This is a genomic window from Arthrobacter sp. NPDC080086 (assembly GCF_040702285.1).
This window is the reverse complement of the sequence record NZ_JBFBKP010000002.1, coordinates 63,999-77,034: the sequence shown is the minus strand read 5'-3', so window position 1 is coordinate 77,034 and position 13,036 is coordinate 63,999. Positions and strand designations below refer to the sequence as shown.

General features: G+C 65.8%; 16 protein-coding genes. 4 read left to right on the top strand and 12 right to left on the bottom strand.

Annotation, left to right across the window (positions count from 1 at the left end; all coding sequences use genetic code 11):
* Positions 1-20 precede the first annotated feature (20 nt).
* The 7 genes from soxY to AB0305_RS01475 all read right to left on the bottom strand — a co-directional run bounded on the left by soxY (position 21) and on the right by AB0305_RS01475 (position 5,365).
* Positions 21-500 (bottom strand): thiosulfate oxidation carrier protein SoxY, encoded by a 480-nt coding sequence (soxY, locus tag AB0305_RS01505; RefSeq protein WP_366170796.1) that lies wholly within the window; start codon positions 498-500, stop codon positions 21-23.
* 10 nt (positions 501-510) lie between these two features.
* Positions 511-858, bottom strand: a complete 348-nt coding sequence (locus AB0305_RS01500) for a c-type cytochrome (RefSeq protein ID WP_366170794.1) — start codon at positions 856-858, stop codon at positions 511-513.
* Positions 859-1,276: 418 nt separating this feature from the next.
* Entirely contained in the window at positions 1,277-2,164 is an 888-nt protein-coding gene (locus AB0305_RS01495; protein WP_366170792.1) for an EamA family transporter, read from the bottom strand.
* A 116-nt stretch (positions 2,165-2,280) separates the two neighbouring features.
* Positions 2,281-3,576 (bottom strand): NAD(P)/FAD-dependent oxidoreductase, encoded by a 1,296-nt coding sequence (locus AB0305_RS01490; RefSeq protein ID WP_366170790.1) that lies wholly within the window; start codon positions 3,574-3,576, stop codon positions 2,281-2,283.
* Positions 3,573-3,929, bottom strand: a complete 357-nt coding sequence (locus AB0305_RS01485; RefSeq protein ID WP_366170788.1) for a c-type cytochrome — start codon at positions 3,927-3,929, stop codon at positions 3,573-3,575. The genes AB0305_RS01490 and AB0305_RS01485 overlap by 4 nt, the downstream gene beginning before the upstream one ends.
* 126 nt (positions 3,930-4,055) lie before the next feature.
* Positions 4,056-4,898: a BON domain-containing protein gene (locus AB0305_RS01480; protein ID WP_366170786.1), complete on the bottom strand. Its 843-nt coding sequence runs from the start codon at positions 4,896-4,898 to the stop codon at positions 4,056-4,058.
* Between the two features lie 71 nt (positions 4,899-4,969).
* Positions 4,970-5,365 (bottom strand): YraN family protein, encoded by a 396-nt coding sequence (locus tag AB0305_RS01475; protein WP_366170784.1) that lies wholly within the window; start codon positions 5,363-5,365, stop codon positions 4,970-4,972.
* A gap of 35 nt (positions 5,366-5,400) precedes the next feature.
* On the opposite strand from AB0305_RS01475, the gene rsmI reads away from it, so the two are divergent.
* Positions 5,401-6,303 carry a 16S rRNA (cytidine(1402)-2'-O)-methyltransferase gene (gene rsmI, locus AB0305_RS01470; RefSeq protein WP_366170782.1) on the top strand — a complete coding sequence of 301 codons (903 nt, stop codon included), beginning with the start codon at positions 5,401-5,403 and terminating at the stop codon, positions 6,301-6,303.
* Here the strand turns inward: rsmI and AB0305_RS01465 are convergent.
* Positions 6,300-7,031, bottom strand: a complete 732-nt coding sequence (locus AB0305_RS01465; protein ID WP_366170780.1) for a septal ring lytic transglycosylase RlpA family protein — start codon at positions 7,029-7,031, stop codon at positions 6,300-6,302. The genes rsmI and AB0305_RS01465 overlap by 4 nt on opposite strands.
* A gap of 200 nt (positions 7,032-7,231) precedes the next feature.
* Between AB0305_RS01465 and AB0305_RS01460 the strand changes: the two genes are divergently transcribed.
* The 3 genes from AB0305_RS01460 to AB0305_RS01450 all read left to right on the top strand — a co-directional run bounded on the left by AB0305_RS01460 (position 7,232) and on the right by AB0305_RS01450 (position 9,194).
* On the top strand, positions 7,232-7,888 hold the full coding sequence (locus AB0305_RS01460; RefSeq protein WP_366170778.1) for an MBL fold metallo-hydrolase: 657 nt from the start codon (positions 7,232-7,234) through the stop codon (positions 7,886-7,888).
* Positions 7,885-8,628, top strand: coding sequence for a hypothetical protein (locus AB0305_RS01455; protein ID WP_366170776.1), 744 nt, complete (start codon positions 7,885-7,887; stop codon positions 8,626-8,628). Before AB0305_RS01460 ends, AB0305_RS01455 begins: the two co-directional genes overlap by 4 nt.
* 347 nt (positions 8,629-8,975) lie before the next feature.
* On the top strand, positions 8,976-9,194 hold the full coding sequence (locus AB0305_RS01450; protein ID WP_366170774.1) for a hypothetical protein: 219 nt from the start codon (positions 8,976-8,978) through the stop codon (positions 9,192-9,194).
* 127 nt (positions 9,195-9,321) lie between these two features.
* Here the strand turns inward: AB0305_RS01450 and arsC are convergent, their stop codons facing one another.
* From arsC to alc, 4 genes are all read right to left on the bottom strand, one after another.
* Positions 9,322-9,672 carry an arsenate reductase (glutaredoxin) gene (arsC, locus tag AB0305_RS01445; protein ID WP_366170772.1) on the bottom strand — a complete coding sequence of 117 codons (351 nt, stop codon included), beginning with the start codon at positions 9,670-9,672 and terminating at the stop codon, positions 9,322-9,324.
* 161 nt (positions 9,673-9,833) lie between these two features.
* Positions 9,834-11,132, bottom strand: coding sequence for a M20/M25/M40 family metallo-hydrolase (locus tag AB0305_RS01440; protein WP_366170770.1), 1,299 nt, complete (start codon positions 11,130-11,132; stop codon positions 9,834-9,836).
* A 95-nt stretch (positions 11,133-11,227) separates the two neighbouring features.
* The gene (locus AB0305_RS01435) at positions 11,228-11,767 is read right to left on the bottom strand and encodes an ureidoglycolate lyase (protein WP_366170768.1); all 540 of its coding nucleotides are present in this window, start codon (positions 11,765-11,767) and stop codon (positions 11,228-11,230) included.
* Complete coding sequence (gene alc, locus AB0305_RS01430) at positions 11,764-12,774, bottom strand: allantoicase (protein ID WP_366170766.1); 1,011 nt, start codon at positions 12,772-12,774, stop codon at positions 11,764-11,766. The genes AB0305_RS01435 and alc overlap by 4 nt, the downstream gene beginning before the upstream one ends.
* Positions 12,775-13,036: the final 262 nt, after the last annotated feature.

The window sequence follows — 13,036 nt, the reverse complement described above, 5'->3', positions numbered from 1 at the left end:
GTGTGCTCCTTTCCTGATGTTCAGCCGCCGCAGCCGCCGAGCGTGACTTTCACTTCCTTGCTCGCCAGCACCCACTTGCCGTTGGCGCGCACCGCGGCGTAGACCACCGAGGTCTCGCCCATCTTCACGCGTGTGCTCACGAACGGCTCGGTGCCGGCGGGAATGCCGAACGTGGCGGCCAGCGTGTTCGGGTTCTTTTCCACCAGGATGGCGATCATGTCGGTGCCCGGCAGCGTGCTGGTCACCACCAGCGGCACCACGGCGCCGTTTTCGGCGATGTCCGGGGCGGTCAGGTGCACGCCCGCACCAGCCTTATCCACAGCGCCACCGCCCAGTTGCTTGAGCACCTCGTTCACACCCTTGACGGAGAACGCGGCCTTGTTCCACTCCGCAGCCTGCGCCGGCGTGGCAATGCCGGCGGACACCAGCAGCGCCATCATGGCGCCCGCGCGCAGCACGTCCCGACGCGTCACGCCAGTCAGGTTGATTGCATCGTTCATCGCCCTGCCCTCACTTGGCCGGGGCGCCCGCGAGCACCCAGTCGATCACGGTTTTCAGGTCCGCATCGGCAATCTTGGGGTTGGCGGGCATCGGGATCTGGCCCCAGTTGCCCATGCCGCCTTCGCGCACTTTCTTGATGAGCTTGGCTTCGGCGCCGGCATCGCCCTTGTACTTGGCGGCGACATCCTGGTACGCCGGGCCGACGAGCTTGCGGTCGACGGCGTGACAGCCCATGCAGGCGTTCTGGTTGGCGAGGGATTGCGCGCGGGCGGCATCAACGGCTGCCAGCGCAGGCGTGGCGGACAGCGCCAGGCCGGCCAACACCGCGCCGGCGGCGAGCGTGGGGGCGAACTTCATGGGGTCTCCGGAAAAAGGGCGGCCCGCATGTCGTTGCGGGCCGCTTGCGCCGATATTGTGCCCGAAGCGCTTCGCTGAGGCTCGCCCGCGCGGGTCAGACAGCCACGCGCGGAGCAAAAAGCCCCGGCGTTGAGGCACAAAGCATCAACGTCGGGGCTTTTGACCTTCGGCGGCGCATAAAAAAGCGGCATCGCTGCATAAAAAAGCAGCAGCGTTGGGCCTCGAGAGGCTCACTGGCGCATCTTTTTGCTCCGCCGTTGATGCTTTTTTCAGCAGCGATGCCCCTATTTGGGGCATGCGCGAACCCTGCGAGGGTCATCGTTGCGTGTTTTAGGTTCAACGCCGGAGGTTTTAGGTTCAACGTTGACCCTTTGACGGGCGTCGCTGGACCTTTTAGGTCCAACGCTGGCACGTTGACTCAGGCCATCGCGCGCCGCGCCGCCAGTCGGCCGCCGAATACGTTCAGCAGCAAGCCACCCATCACCACGGCGCCGCCCAGCCACTGCGCCGGCGCCAGTCGCTCGCCCAACAGCACGGCGGCCGACACCAGCCCCACTACCGGAACCAGCAGCGACAGCGGCGCCACCCGGCTGGCCGCATAGCGCGCCAGCAACTTGCTCCACAGGCTGTAGCCGAAAATGGTGGCGCCAAACGACAGATAGACGATCGCCCCGATGCTCGACGCGCTGATGTTCGCCAGGCTATGCGCGATCTGCTCCGGCCCCTCCAGCCAGAGCGACAGCAGCAGGAACGGCACGGGCGGGACGACCGCGCCCCACACCACGAGGCTCACCACGTTCACCGGCCCCACGCGTTTGGTGACGATGTTGCCGCTGGCCCACGAGAGTGCCGCGCACAGCGTGAGCAGGAAGCCGGCCGTAGTCATGCCCGTGGCCGAAGCATTGCCGGCCATGCCGATGATGCCCAGCCCGCAGGCCGCCACCGCCATGCCCGCCAGGTGAAACCAGCGGATCGGCTCGCGCAGCGCCACCGCCGCGATCGCCAGCGTAAAGAACGCCTGCGACTGCAGCACCAGCGAGGCCAGCCCTGCCGGCATGCCCACGTACATGGCCGAGAACAGGAACGCGAACTGCCCGAAGCTGATCGTGGCGCCGTAAGCCAGCAGCCACTTGAGCGGAATCTTGGGGCGCGGCACGAACAGCACCGCCGGAAACGCCACGAGCGCAAAGCGCAGCGCACCCAGCAGCATGGGCGGCACGCCATGCAGGCCCACCTTGATGACGACGAAGTTGACGCCCCACACCAGCACAACGAGCAGGGCCAGCAGCAGATCCTTGGGAGACATGATGATTGGCAAAGTCAGACGGCCGCCCGCGCAGCCTTGTGATGCACTCTAGGCGCGTGCGGGCCGCACGACTTGCACAATCTTGCGCATTGTTTGTGCCACCCGGTCCACGACGCCTAGCCGAGCATGTCTGACCAGATCGCTCGGCTCCAGCCCTGTGCCAGCTTGCCCTCGGCGGCGGAAGGTGCATCGGAGAGCCCACCGGCGCCCGGCACGGTCACCATGGTGTGCTCGGCCGCGTCGTAACGGTGGACGGTCGCCACGTGCATCGCCTCGTCGGGCGTGGTGAAGCTGTAGCAGGTGTTGGCGTACAGCGGCGATGCGTCGGGCGCGTGGCCGGCCAGCATCGTCACCACGGCGGCGGCGGCCACCTTGCCATGCTGATTGGCCATGTGGCCGGATTTCGGCATCAGCGGTGCGGTCTGGATGGCATCGCCGATCACATGCACGCCCAGTGCTACCTTCGATTCGAATGACAGGAAATCCACCTCGCACCAGCGTCCGTTGGCCGTCGCCAGCCCGGCCTGCACGGCAATGGCCCCGGCGCGCTGCGGCGGGATCAGGTTGACCACATCGGCCTGCACGTCGTCCTGCACGTCGAACTTGAGCACGCGGCCGGTGGCGTCGATATCGACGGCGTTGTATTGCGGGCGATATTCGATGTGCTGTGGATAACGTTCCGCCCACACGCGCTTGAACAGCGCGCCCTTGGACGTTACGTCGTCATTTGCATCGAGGATCAGCACGCGTGCATCCGGCTTGGCGCGCTGCAGCCAGTGGGCAATCAGGCACGCGCGCTCATACGGTGCGGGCGGGCAGCGGTACGGCGCCAGCGGAATGCTGATCGCCACCGTGCCGCCATTGGGCATGGCTTCGAGCCGATGGCGCAGCGCGAGCGTCTGCGTACCGGCCTTCCAGGCGTGCGGCACCTGCGCGGCGGTGGCCGCACTGGCGAGACCGGGAATTGCGCCGGGCACGAAATCAATGCCGGGCGAGAGGATGAGCCGGTCGTACTCAAGCGTGCCGCCACCGGCCAGTCGCACCTGCTTGGCGTCAATGTCGATGGCCGAGGCGCGGTCGCGCACCCAGCGCACGCCGTGGCGTTCGATCAGCGCGTCGTACGGCACGGTGATCGACGCCATGTCACGGTCGCCCGACAGCACAAGATTCGACAGCGGGCACGAGACGAAGGCCGCGTTTGGCTCCACCAGCGTCACGTCGACACGGCCGCCGGAAAACACCCGCACGTACTTCGCCGCGGTCGCCCCACCATAACCGCCGCCGACCACCACCACACGCGCATTGCGCACGCCGGATAGCGATGCGCATGCAGACAGCGGGCCCACCAGCGCGGTGGCGCCCAGCGCGCGCAGCATCGTGCGCCGCTCTTGGATGAACGTGGATGCGGTCATGGCGCCTCCTGCGGTTGGCGCGACAGCCAGCCGGCAATGGCGGCGATCTGCGCGTCGTCGTAGCCGCGCGCGATCTGCCCCATCACCGTGGAGGGGCGCGTGCCGTTGCGGAAGGCTTGCATCGTGTCGATCAGCTCTGCCTGCGAGCGGCCCTCGAGCGAGGGCAACGTCTGCGCGGTGCGCTTGGCAGCCGGTGCGGTATCGGCGTGATGGCAACTGGCACACGACGCCGCCCACGTGCGGGCCTGCAGATTGGAAGGCGGACGATCGGCGGCATGGGCCGCGTGGGCCGAGTAGGCCAGAGGCAGCGCCGCAAGCAAGGCTGCGGCGGCAAGACGGTGGACGACAGGCATTGGGGGCTGCGGAGTCGGGCGAGCGTCATACGCTAGCACGCACCGCTTGCCATGTGCCTGTGTGATGCGCGCGGCCAACAAAAAACGCAGCGCGGTGGCTGCGTTTTGCGTTGCTGTGGCGGTGGCTCAGGGCAGTTGCTTGCCCGGCGGCAGCGCCGGCGAGGTGGTCGGCAAGGTTGTTGGCGATACTGTCACACCCGGCGATGCCGAGGTCACGGGGGCCGGTGCCTGCGTGGCTGTCGGCGTACCTTGCACCGGCGCCGGCGTGCCTTGCGAGGCATCGGGCGCTGTCGACGCGTTGGTTGACGGATTGGTCGACGTGGCGTTGGTGTCCAGGCGCTTGCGCTCGTCTTCGCTCACGTAGTCGAACACCTTCACCACCTTGTTCACGCCGCCCACCGTACGCACGGCTTCGGTGGCCTTGTTGCCTTCGGCCTCGGTCACCACGCCCATCAGGAAGACGGTTTGCGCTTCGGTCGTGACCTTGATGGAGTTCCAGGGCACGCCCTCCGTGCCGGCCAGCACGCTCTTCACCTTGGTGGTGATGTAGGTATCGTTGGTGCGCGAGCCGAATGTGCTGGACATCGGGGTCACCACGATCTCGTTGACGACCTCACGCGCGTTCTGCAGTTTTTGCGCGTACTGGCCGATCTCCTGCTTGGTCTGCTCGGTACCGGCCTCGCCGGTCAGCAGCACCTTGCGGTTGTAGACGGTGACGTTGACGTGCGCGCGACCGTCGTAGCGCGAGATCAGCGTGTTTTCGGCTTCCATCTGCAAGCCGCGGTCGATGGTCTGCGTGGCGGTCGGGCGACGGTCGGTGGCCAGTGCCACGCCGCCAGCCACAGCACCGGCAAACAGCGGGAAGCACGCGGTCAACTGCGTGGCGGTGATGCCAGCCAGGGCGGCCAGCACAACGGTGCGCTTGATCGTGTGATGGAGGCGGGCAGACGGTGGCGACGAGAGTTTCATGCTGTCCTTGAAAGAAGTCCGGAAGAGAGAGAGCGAAGAAGCGCGAGGTTCATGCCGCGCTCATGCCAGGTTCATGCTTCGACACCGAAGGCATCGCGCATCCATTCGATGCGGTTGCCGTCGATGGCAATGACGTCAAAACGGCAGGCAGGCACATCGTCAGCCTGCCGTGCGAGAAAATCTTCGGCCGCGGCAATCAGGCGGCGCTGCTTGGCGGGCGTGACGCTGGCGGCGGCGCCACCGAAGCGTTGCGTGGAGCGCGCCACGCGGGCACGCACCTCAATAAACACCAGCACGCCGGCGGTATCGCGCATCACGAGGTCAATCTCGCCGCCCTTGCAGCGATAATTGCGGCTGACCAGACCCAACCCCCGTGCCTGCAGATAACGCAGCGCGCGGTCTTCACCGGCCTCGCCAGTGGCAGCGGTGGTGGTGGGCTGGGGAGGTACGGGCTGCGGCGCGTGCATTGGCGGTTTGAACCGACTGACTAAGAGAAGTTCTCGTGAGTGATCCTGACTGGACCCTGCTGGCGCACGACCAGCACTATCCCGCCGGCGCATTATATGTGGTGGCCACCCCCATCGGGAACGCCGCCGACGTGTCCCTGCGTGCGCGCCACGTGCTTGGCCTGGTCGACGCCGTGGCTTGCGAAGACACACGCAACACCGGGCAGTTGCTCAATCGCCTGGGCCTGTCTCGGCCGATGCTGGCCGCGCATGAGCACAACGAGCGCGAGGCCGCCGAGCGCATCGTTGCGCGTCTGGCGCAGGGCGAGCGCATCGCCTATGTGTCCGATGCCGGCACGCCGGGTGTGTCGGACCCGGGTGCGCGCATTGTCGAGGCCGTGCGTGCGGCGGGCTATCGCGTGATCCCGCTGCCGGGCGCGAGCGCGGTGGTGACAGCGCTCTCCGCCGCGGGCGAGCTGCTTGCGACATCGGATGGGCAATTCACCTTTGTCGGCTTTCTGCCCACCAAAGCGGGCGCGCGCGATACGGCCATCCGCCAATGGGCCGCGCAGGGGCCAGCATGGGTGCTGTACGAAGCGCCGCATCGCATTGATGCCACATTGGCCGCGCTGGCCGAGCACCTGCCAGCCCGGCGCATCCTGATCGGCCGCGAGCTGACCAAGCTGTTCGAGCAGATCGTCTTGTTGCCGGCCGCCGAGGCGCCAGCGTGGCTGGCTGCCGATGCCACCCACGCCAAAGGCGAATTCGTGCTGGTGGTGGAAGGCGCAGGCACGCAGGATGCGGCGCCGACGGCCATGGCGGCGGATCAGGTGTTGCGCCTGCTATTGGCCGAGTTGCCTGCCAAGCGCGCGGCCAAACTGGCCGGGGCGATTACGGGGGCATCGGTGGACGCGCTGTATCAAAGCGCGCTGGCACTGAAAAACGAAGGGAAGGATTAGCGACGGGCTTTGGCGCGACGCTTGACGGCCTTTTTCTTGATCGGCGCCGGTTCGTCGGCGCCCACATCGGCGTCGCCATCATTGCTGGCGAGATCCGTTTGCGTGAGTTCCGGGCGCAGGGCTTCGACTTCCGCGCGCGACAGTCGGCGGATCTCTACCTGCGTGGAGCCACGCTTGACGAAGTCCAACCGCTTAGCCGCGGCATACGACATATCCAGGATGCGCTTGCCGTGGTACGGGCCGCGATCCGTCACCTTGGCGACGACCACGCGGTCGTTGGACAGGTTGCGCACCAGCACCCAGCTTTGCAGCGGCAGCGACGGGTGCGCCACCGTGAAGGCATTCATATCGAAGCGCTCGCCGCTGGCCGTGCGGCGGCCATGGAAGCCACGGCCGTACCACGAGGCGACGCCGCGCTGCTCGAACGTACCGAGATCGGCGCGCAGGCCGGGCTCGGTGTTGGCATCTTCGAGCTTCAGGCCGCTCGATTCCGGCACACCGCGGAACGACAGCGTGCCCCAGGCATCGGGGTTGTCGCGCGGGTCGGCCAGTTTGGCGGTGGGTGCAGCGGCCTTGTTGGCTTGCTGGCCAGCTTGCCCAGCCGTGGGCGGCTCGCCGGGCACGGCGGCACAGCCCGCCAGCACCAGCAGCGCGGCGCCGTGCGTCAGCCAGGCACGCACGGAGCGGCCAGCCGGCAGGCGGGAGAACGGGTGGGTCAACTTTGGCATGGGCGCGAGTCTACCACGCAAGATTCCACCGACTATTTACATTTCCTATTAAAACGACCGCATCATGCGGGCATCTGGCGTCATTTTTGTAATATTTTCTTTCCGGTGTAACAGCGAACGCCGCCAGCCCAATGCTGGCGCGGGCTTGGGCCGATACAATTGCCCATCCTCTCTTACGCGATACATGCGCGAAACATCACATGAAAGTCGTCGTCATTCCCGTTACGCCGTTTGAACAGAACTGCACGCTGCTGATCGGCGACGATGGCGCGGCTGCCGTCACCGACCCGGGCGGCGATATCGATCGCATCCTGGCGGCTGCCCAGCAACACGGCGCGCGCATCGAAAAAATCCTGCTCACGCATGGCCATATCGACCACTGCGCCGCTGCCGATGCGCTGCGCACACAGCTCGGTGTGCCCATCGAAGGGCCGCAGAAGGATGAAGCGTTCTGGATCGATCAACTGCCGACGCAAAGCCAGCGCTTCGGCTTTCCGCCGGCCAAGGCTTTCGTGCCCGACCGTTGGCTGGAAGACGGCGATACCGTGCAAGCCGCGGGCCGCACGCTGCAGGTCTTTCATTGCCCCGGCCACACGCCCGGCCACGTCGTCTTCTTCGGCGCGGAAGACCGCGTGGCGATCGTCGGCGATGTGCTCTTTGCGGGCTCGATTGGTCGCACGGATTTTCCGCGCGGCAACCATGCGGACTTGATCCACGCGATCCGCACCAAGCTGTGGCCGCTCGGCGACGATGTCACGTTTGTGCCGGGGCATGGCCCGGTGTCCACCTTCGGCGATGAGCGCGCGACCAACCCGTACGTTGCCGATCGTCTGTTCGCCAACGAAGGCACATCATGAGCGACACCGCCACCCCCAGCGATACGAGCGGCAGCGACGACACGTTCGCCGACACCGCGCCCGCTGCACCGGCTGACAAGCCCCGCCGCAAACGCGGTAACCAGCCGCCCGACACACGGCCCGAGATCTACGTCAGCACCGACGTCGAAGCCGATGGCCCCATCCCTGGCCCGCATTCGATGCTGAGCTTTGCGAGCGCGGCGTATCTGGCGGACAAGACCCTCATCGGCACCTTTGAAGCGAACCTGGAAACGCTGCCCGGCGCAGAAGGCCACCCGATCCAGATGCAATGGTGGCAAACCCAGCCTGAGGCCTGGGCCGCGTGCCGCAGCAACCTGGAAGCGCCCGAGGCGGCATTGCCGCGCTACGTGGAGTGGGTCGAGAGCCTACCTGGCAAGCCGGTGTTCGTGGCGTTTCCGGCGGGCTTCGATTTCACGTTCATGTTCTGGTACATGATGCGTTTTGCCGGGCGCTCGCCGTTTGGGTGGGCGGCGCTCGACATCAAGACGCTGGCCTTTGCGCTCACGGGCTTGCCATATCGACGCAACGTCAAGGCGGCCTTCCCTGCGCAGTGGCATGACCCGCTGCCCCACACGCACATCGCCCTCGATGATGCGAAGGAGCAAGGCGCCCTCTTCTGCAACATGCTCGCCGAGTTGCATAAACGGGCAACTGAGCGCGAAGCGCAACAGGCCGCCGCGCGCGCCGCACAAGTGTCCGACCAAACCGCTCAGGATTGAACGCCGGATTGGACGTCTGGTGGGGCGTCGAAGGCATCACGCATTTTGCGAAGAGCCGCACACCGTTTGCGTCTTGCCCGCGTGATCCGCGCACCATGACGCAACGCAACTTGCGGCACTGCAAACCCGCGTCTACGCTGGGCTTGTGCGAGGCGACCAGACGACTGCGCCACCCGGCGCCGACAAGCAAAGCCACTCGCATACGCCATTTGCTTGCCGTATCGTTTTCGGGCCGCACGTACCCCCGACGCCGGTGCGTGCCGGCGTCGGCTATCCGCTAGGCAACGACGGGAGGTCCTGCGATGCGCTTTTCCCGTGACGCGTTTGATACGCAACACTTGCGAGCGATGACGGAGCGCTTGCATTGGCATCGCAAATCGTCCGCGAAGGCTGTTCCGCTGAGCATGCGCGCGCAGTTGCATCGTCCGCACAGCAGCGAGAGCGACGACGCGGAAGTGATGAAAGTCACCGTGGTGTCGACTGCGGTGGCGCTGGCAGTGGTGCTTGCCGCCCTGCTGGCAATTGGATTCGGGTCAGAAATGGCCCGATGGATGGGCCTGGAATAAACCAGAGCCCGTGCGCGTCTTGACGGACGCAGCCCCGGCCCTCGCGCAAGGCGACACGGCCAACCCTGAACGGCCTGTCCGATGGAAATCGGCAGGCCGTTCAACTTTTTGGGCGCGGGCGTTTGCGTTACTTCAGGAACGCGTCGAGCGCTTCGGGCGACCGGCCGATGGTGGCCTTGCCATCGCGCACGAGCACGGGGCGCTGCAGCAGCTTCGGGTGTTCGGCAATCGCCTTGAGCAGCGCGTCGTCCGAGGCGGTGGCCAGGTTGAGTTGCGCGTATTCGTCTTCGTTTTCACGCACGAGGCTGCGCAACGGTGTGTCGAGCTGCTGGGCGAGGGTCTTCAATGCAGCCAGCGTGGGCGGCGTCTTCAGATACTCGATGACTTCAAGTGATTCGCCCTGCTTTTCCGCAAAGGCCTCGGCCTGTTCAAGCGCGGTGCGCGATTTGGAGCAGCGGGGGTTGTGATAGATCTGCATGGTCGAGATGGCTGACGGGTGCTTGGGGATGCCATCTTAATGGGTTGGTGTTGTGGATGATTTCGCCTCTCGCTAAGAGGGGATTCGTCGAGGTTGAACCCGACACCCCAAAGCAAAAGGGCCGGCAAACGCCAGCCCAATCCAAAACACAACGGCGATGATCAAGCGCCGCCGAGCAACTCCGCCACCGCACAACCCACCACCACCGTGGCACCGCGCAAATCATTCAGTCGCAGGTTCTCGTCGGTGTTGTGGCCGCGTGCTTCCATCAAGGTGCGCGGGCCCGCGCCGTACAGCACCGTCGGCACGCCCTTCGCCGTGTAATGCCGGGCATCGGTATACAGCGGTACACCATGTACAGGGACATCGCCGCCAAACACGTCCAACGCGTGGCGCCGCAGCGCCCCGATCAGCGTCTGCACACCCGGCAATTCGGCCAGCGGCTCGGCCAGCAGAATGCGCTCGACGGACACGGTAATGCCGGGGCGCTCGGCGGCGGCACGCTCAATCACGGCGCGCAGTTCGCCTTCGGCATCACGCCCAGCTTCTTCGGGAATCATCCGGCGGTCGATGCGGAACGTCACCAGATCGGGCACGACGTTGGTGTTGATACCGCCCTGGATCAACCCGACGTTCAGCGTCGCATGGTCAATGCCCGACACAGCAGATGTGCGCGTCGCCAGTTCCGCGCGATACGCGTACACCGCTTGCAGGATGTGCGTGGCGGCCTCGATGGCGTCGATGCCGGTATGCGGCATGGCGGCGTGCGCCTGCTTGCCGCGCACCGTCACTTGCACGTGCAGGCAGCCGTTGTGTGCCGAGGTGATGCCATACGCAAACCCGGCCGAGATGGCATAGTCCGGCTGGCTCAGGCCCTGATCCAGCAGCCATTTCGGGCCGATGTCGCCACCGGTTTCTTCGTCGTACGTGAAGTGCAGTTCGACCGTGCCATTGAGCTTGGCACCACGCTTCTCAGCCTCGATCAGCGCGAGCAACGCCCACGTGTACGTGGCGAAATCCGACTTGGAGACCGCCACGCCGCGGCCGAACATGGTGGGGCCGTGTTCGCTATGTTCATCGCCGACGATCTCGCCGCCGTAGGGGTCGTGCGTCCAGCCCAGGCCCGGCGGGACCACATCGCCGTGCGCATTCATGGCGATGGTCGGGCCGCCGCTGCCGAACGTGTGACGCACGATCAGATTGGTGGCGCTGATCATGCCGACAGCGCGCACCTGCGCTTGCGGCACGACGTGTGCCTCGACCGTCAGACCCAGCGCTTCCAGCAACACCTTGGCGCGCGCGGCGTGCGGGGCGCAGTCGCCGGACGGGTTGTCCGACGGGACCTTCACCAGCTCGCGCAGAAACGCGATTTGCTGCGGATGCGCGGCCTCGACAAACGCGCGGATGTCCGCCTGGGTGTCCGCTTTCGTGCCGGGGCTGGTGAGTTGGGCCTGCGTCATGTCGATGTCTCCCGAGTTGTGGTTGGAAGGGGGATTGGAAAGTGACTGAGCCCCCGTTGTGCGGGGGCCCAGGATTGGCAACGATGCGGGTCGCGTTACTTGGCTGCTTGCATGGCCGCTTCGGTCAGCCACACCGATTCGGGCAAGTCCTGCTCATCGCAGTTATGGCCTTCGCCGCCACGGTCGACGACGATGAAATCGCTCACCTCGCCCAGCGCCAGCAGCGGGTGGTGCCACACGCCGCGCGCGTAGTTCACGCCCTGCCAGCCGCGCGAGACAAACGCGCGCAGCTTGGTCGGATCCAGCTCGCCCGCCGGCGCCACCACCACGAGGTACGGCTTGTCGTTCAGCGGGATGAACGCCTGGCTGCCACGCGGGTGGCGCTCCAGCATCTTCACCTCGAACGGCAGCGCCCGCGGCTGGCCACGAAACAGGTTGATCAGCGCTCGCCCGCCCTCGCCCACATCCACGTTGGCGAGGTCATGAAAGCGTGTGGTCGTGCCCTGGTTGATGGGGAACTGCTTGCACCCCTCCAGCTCGATCACGTCGCCAAACGGGGCGAAGGCTTCGCGCGTTAGCGGCTCGATGGTCAGCGCCACGCGGGGATTGGCCGCCACTGCGGTGTCTTCACTCATTCAAGCACTCCCCACAGGCGCAGACGCGACACACCGCCGTCCGGGAACATGTTGAAACGCACGTGCGTGACGAGGCCCAGGTCGGCGATTTCGGCTTCGTAGTAGTGCTGCAGATCCATCTGCAGCTTCTGCTCGGGCAGCAGCGTCTGCCAGAACATCGCTTGCGTCTTCAGCGAGCTGTCGGTGCCGCCCACTACGCGCGCGGCCTGGATGGACACGCGGTCGGCAAAGTTGCCCTTGAAGTGTGCGGTGTCCACTTCGATCTTGCGGATGCGGCCCGGGTGCGCCAGGGCGATCACGCACCAGTCGTTGCCCGGCTCGCGGCGGCGGCGCGTTTCCCAGCCGTCACCCATGTTCACACCGCGGCCCGGCATCAGCATGCGCGAGGCCGGCCCGAAGTGTTCGTTGTTGGCTTCGACCACGTAGGCGCCGTTTTCCATGGCGGCCAGGTCGAACAGCTTGGTGCGGTCTGCGCCCTTCCAGTCGACTTGCGGCTGGCCATACACGCGCAGACGTGCGATGCCGCCGTCCGGGAAGATGTTCACGCGCAGGTGCGTGTAGGCACCGGTGTTGGTCACGGCCACGTAGGCGTGGCTGTTGCCTTGCAGCGTGGTCGACGGAACGATTTCGGTCCACTGCGTGGCATCGGTCGGCTCGCCGTCCGGCAGATAGGCGGCCTCAATGGACGCCGCCGGCGGGAAGTTGCCGGTGAAGTGGCTGGTGTCGATATCCACACCCTTCACAACGCCCGGGCGGGCCAGCTTGACGATGCAGTAGTCGTAACCCCCATTGCGGCGACGGCGCGTTTCCCAGCCGTCCATCCACTTGCCATGGTCGTCGTACTTGCCCGGGATGAACACTGCCGGCTCGGGGTTGAGCATGCGGTCTTTCGGCGCGAAGAATTCGTCGGTCGCGAACAGGGCTTCAGCGCCCAGGCGCGGGTCGGCCAGGTTCGGGTAACGGCGCGTGAAGTCTGGGGCGTTCGGATCGAGCGTGGGCATCGCCATGGGAATCTCCTTGATATCGGTCTCGTGGATGTTATACGGCGGGCCACGTCGGGCAAGAACAGCGCAACGGAGCGGGCCGGAGGTGCAGCGTTTAAGCGCACATGCACAAGGCATTGCAGGACTGCATGCGGGGCATCCTAGCACGTGAATTCAAGAATTGCATACAAAAAATGTATCGCCTATGATGCCGTCACCGCTCAACAATTCGCGACAACAATTTGATGCGATGCAGCGAGCGTGACAGGGCTTTTCCGACAATCGC

Coding starts and splice junctions, on each gene's coding strand:
- soxY (WP_366170796.1), bottom strand. CDS start 500: ATGAACGATGCAATCAACCTGACTGGCGTGACGCGTCGGGACGTGCTG.
- AB0305_RS01500 (WP_366170794.1), bottom strand. CDS start 858: ATGAAGTTCGCCCCCACGCTCGCCGCCGGCGCGGTGTTGGCCGGCCTG.
- AB0305_RS01495 (WP_366170792.1), bottom strand. CDS start 2,164: ATGTCTCCCAAGGATCTGCTGCTGGCCCTGCTCGTTGTGCTGGTGTGG.
- AB0305_RS01490 (WP_366170790.1), bottom strand. CDS start 3,576: ATGACCGCATCCACGTTCATCCAAGAGCGGCGCACGATGCTGCGCGCG.
- AB0305_RS01485 (WP_366170788.1), bottom strand. CDS start 3,929: ATGCCTGTCGTCCACCGTCTTGCCGCCGCAGCCTTGCTTGCGGCGCTG.
- AB0305_RS01480 (WP_366170786.1), bottom strand. CDS start 4,898: ATGAAACTCTCGTCGCCACCGTCTGCCCGCCTCCATCACACGATCAAG.
- AB0305_RS01475 (WP_366170784.1), bottom strand. CDS start 5,365: ATGCACGCGCCGCAGCCCGTACCTCCCCAGCCCACCACCACCGCTGCC.
- AB0305_RS01465 (WP_366170780.1), bottom strand. CDS start 7,031: ATGCCAAAGTTGACCCACCCGTTCTCCCGCCTGCCGGCTGGCCGCTCC.
- AB0305_RS01460 (WP_366170778.1), top strand. CDS start 7,232: ATGAAAGTCGTCGTCATTCCCGTTACGCCGTTTGAACAGAACTGCACG.
- AB0305_RS01455 (WP_366170776.1), top strand. CDS start 7,885: ATGAGCGACACCGCCACCCCCAGCGATACGAGCGGCAGCGACGACACG.
- AB0305_RS01450 (WP_366170774.1), top strand. CDS start 8,976: ATGACGGAGCGCTTGCATTGGCATCGCAAATCGTCCGCGAAGGCTGTT.
- arsC (WP_366170772.1), bottom strand. CDS start 9,672: ATGCAGATCTATCACAACCCCCGCTGCTCCAAATCGCGCACCGCGCTT.
- AB0305_RS01440 (WP_366170770.1), bottom strand. CDS start 11,132: ATGACGCAGGCCCAACTCACCAGCCCCGGCACGAAAGCGGACACCCAG.
- AB0305_RS01435 (WP_366170768.1), bottom strand. CDS start 11,767: ATGAGTGAAGACACCGCAGTGGCGGCCAATCCCCGCGTGGCGCTGACC.
- alc (WP_366170766.1), bottom strand. CDS start 12,774: ATGGCGATGCCCACGCTCGATCCGAACGCCCCAGACTTCACGCGCCGT.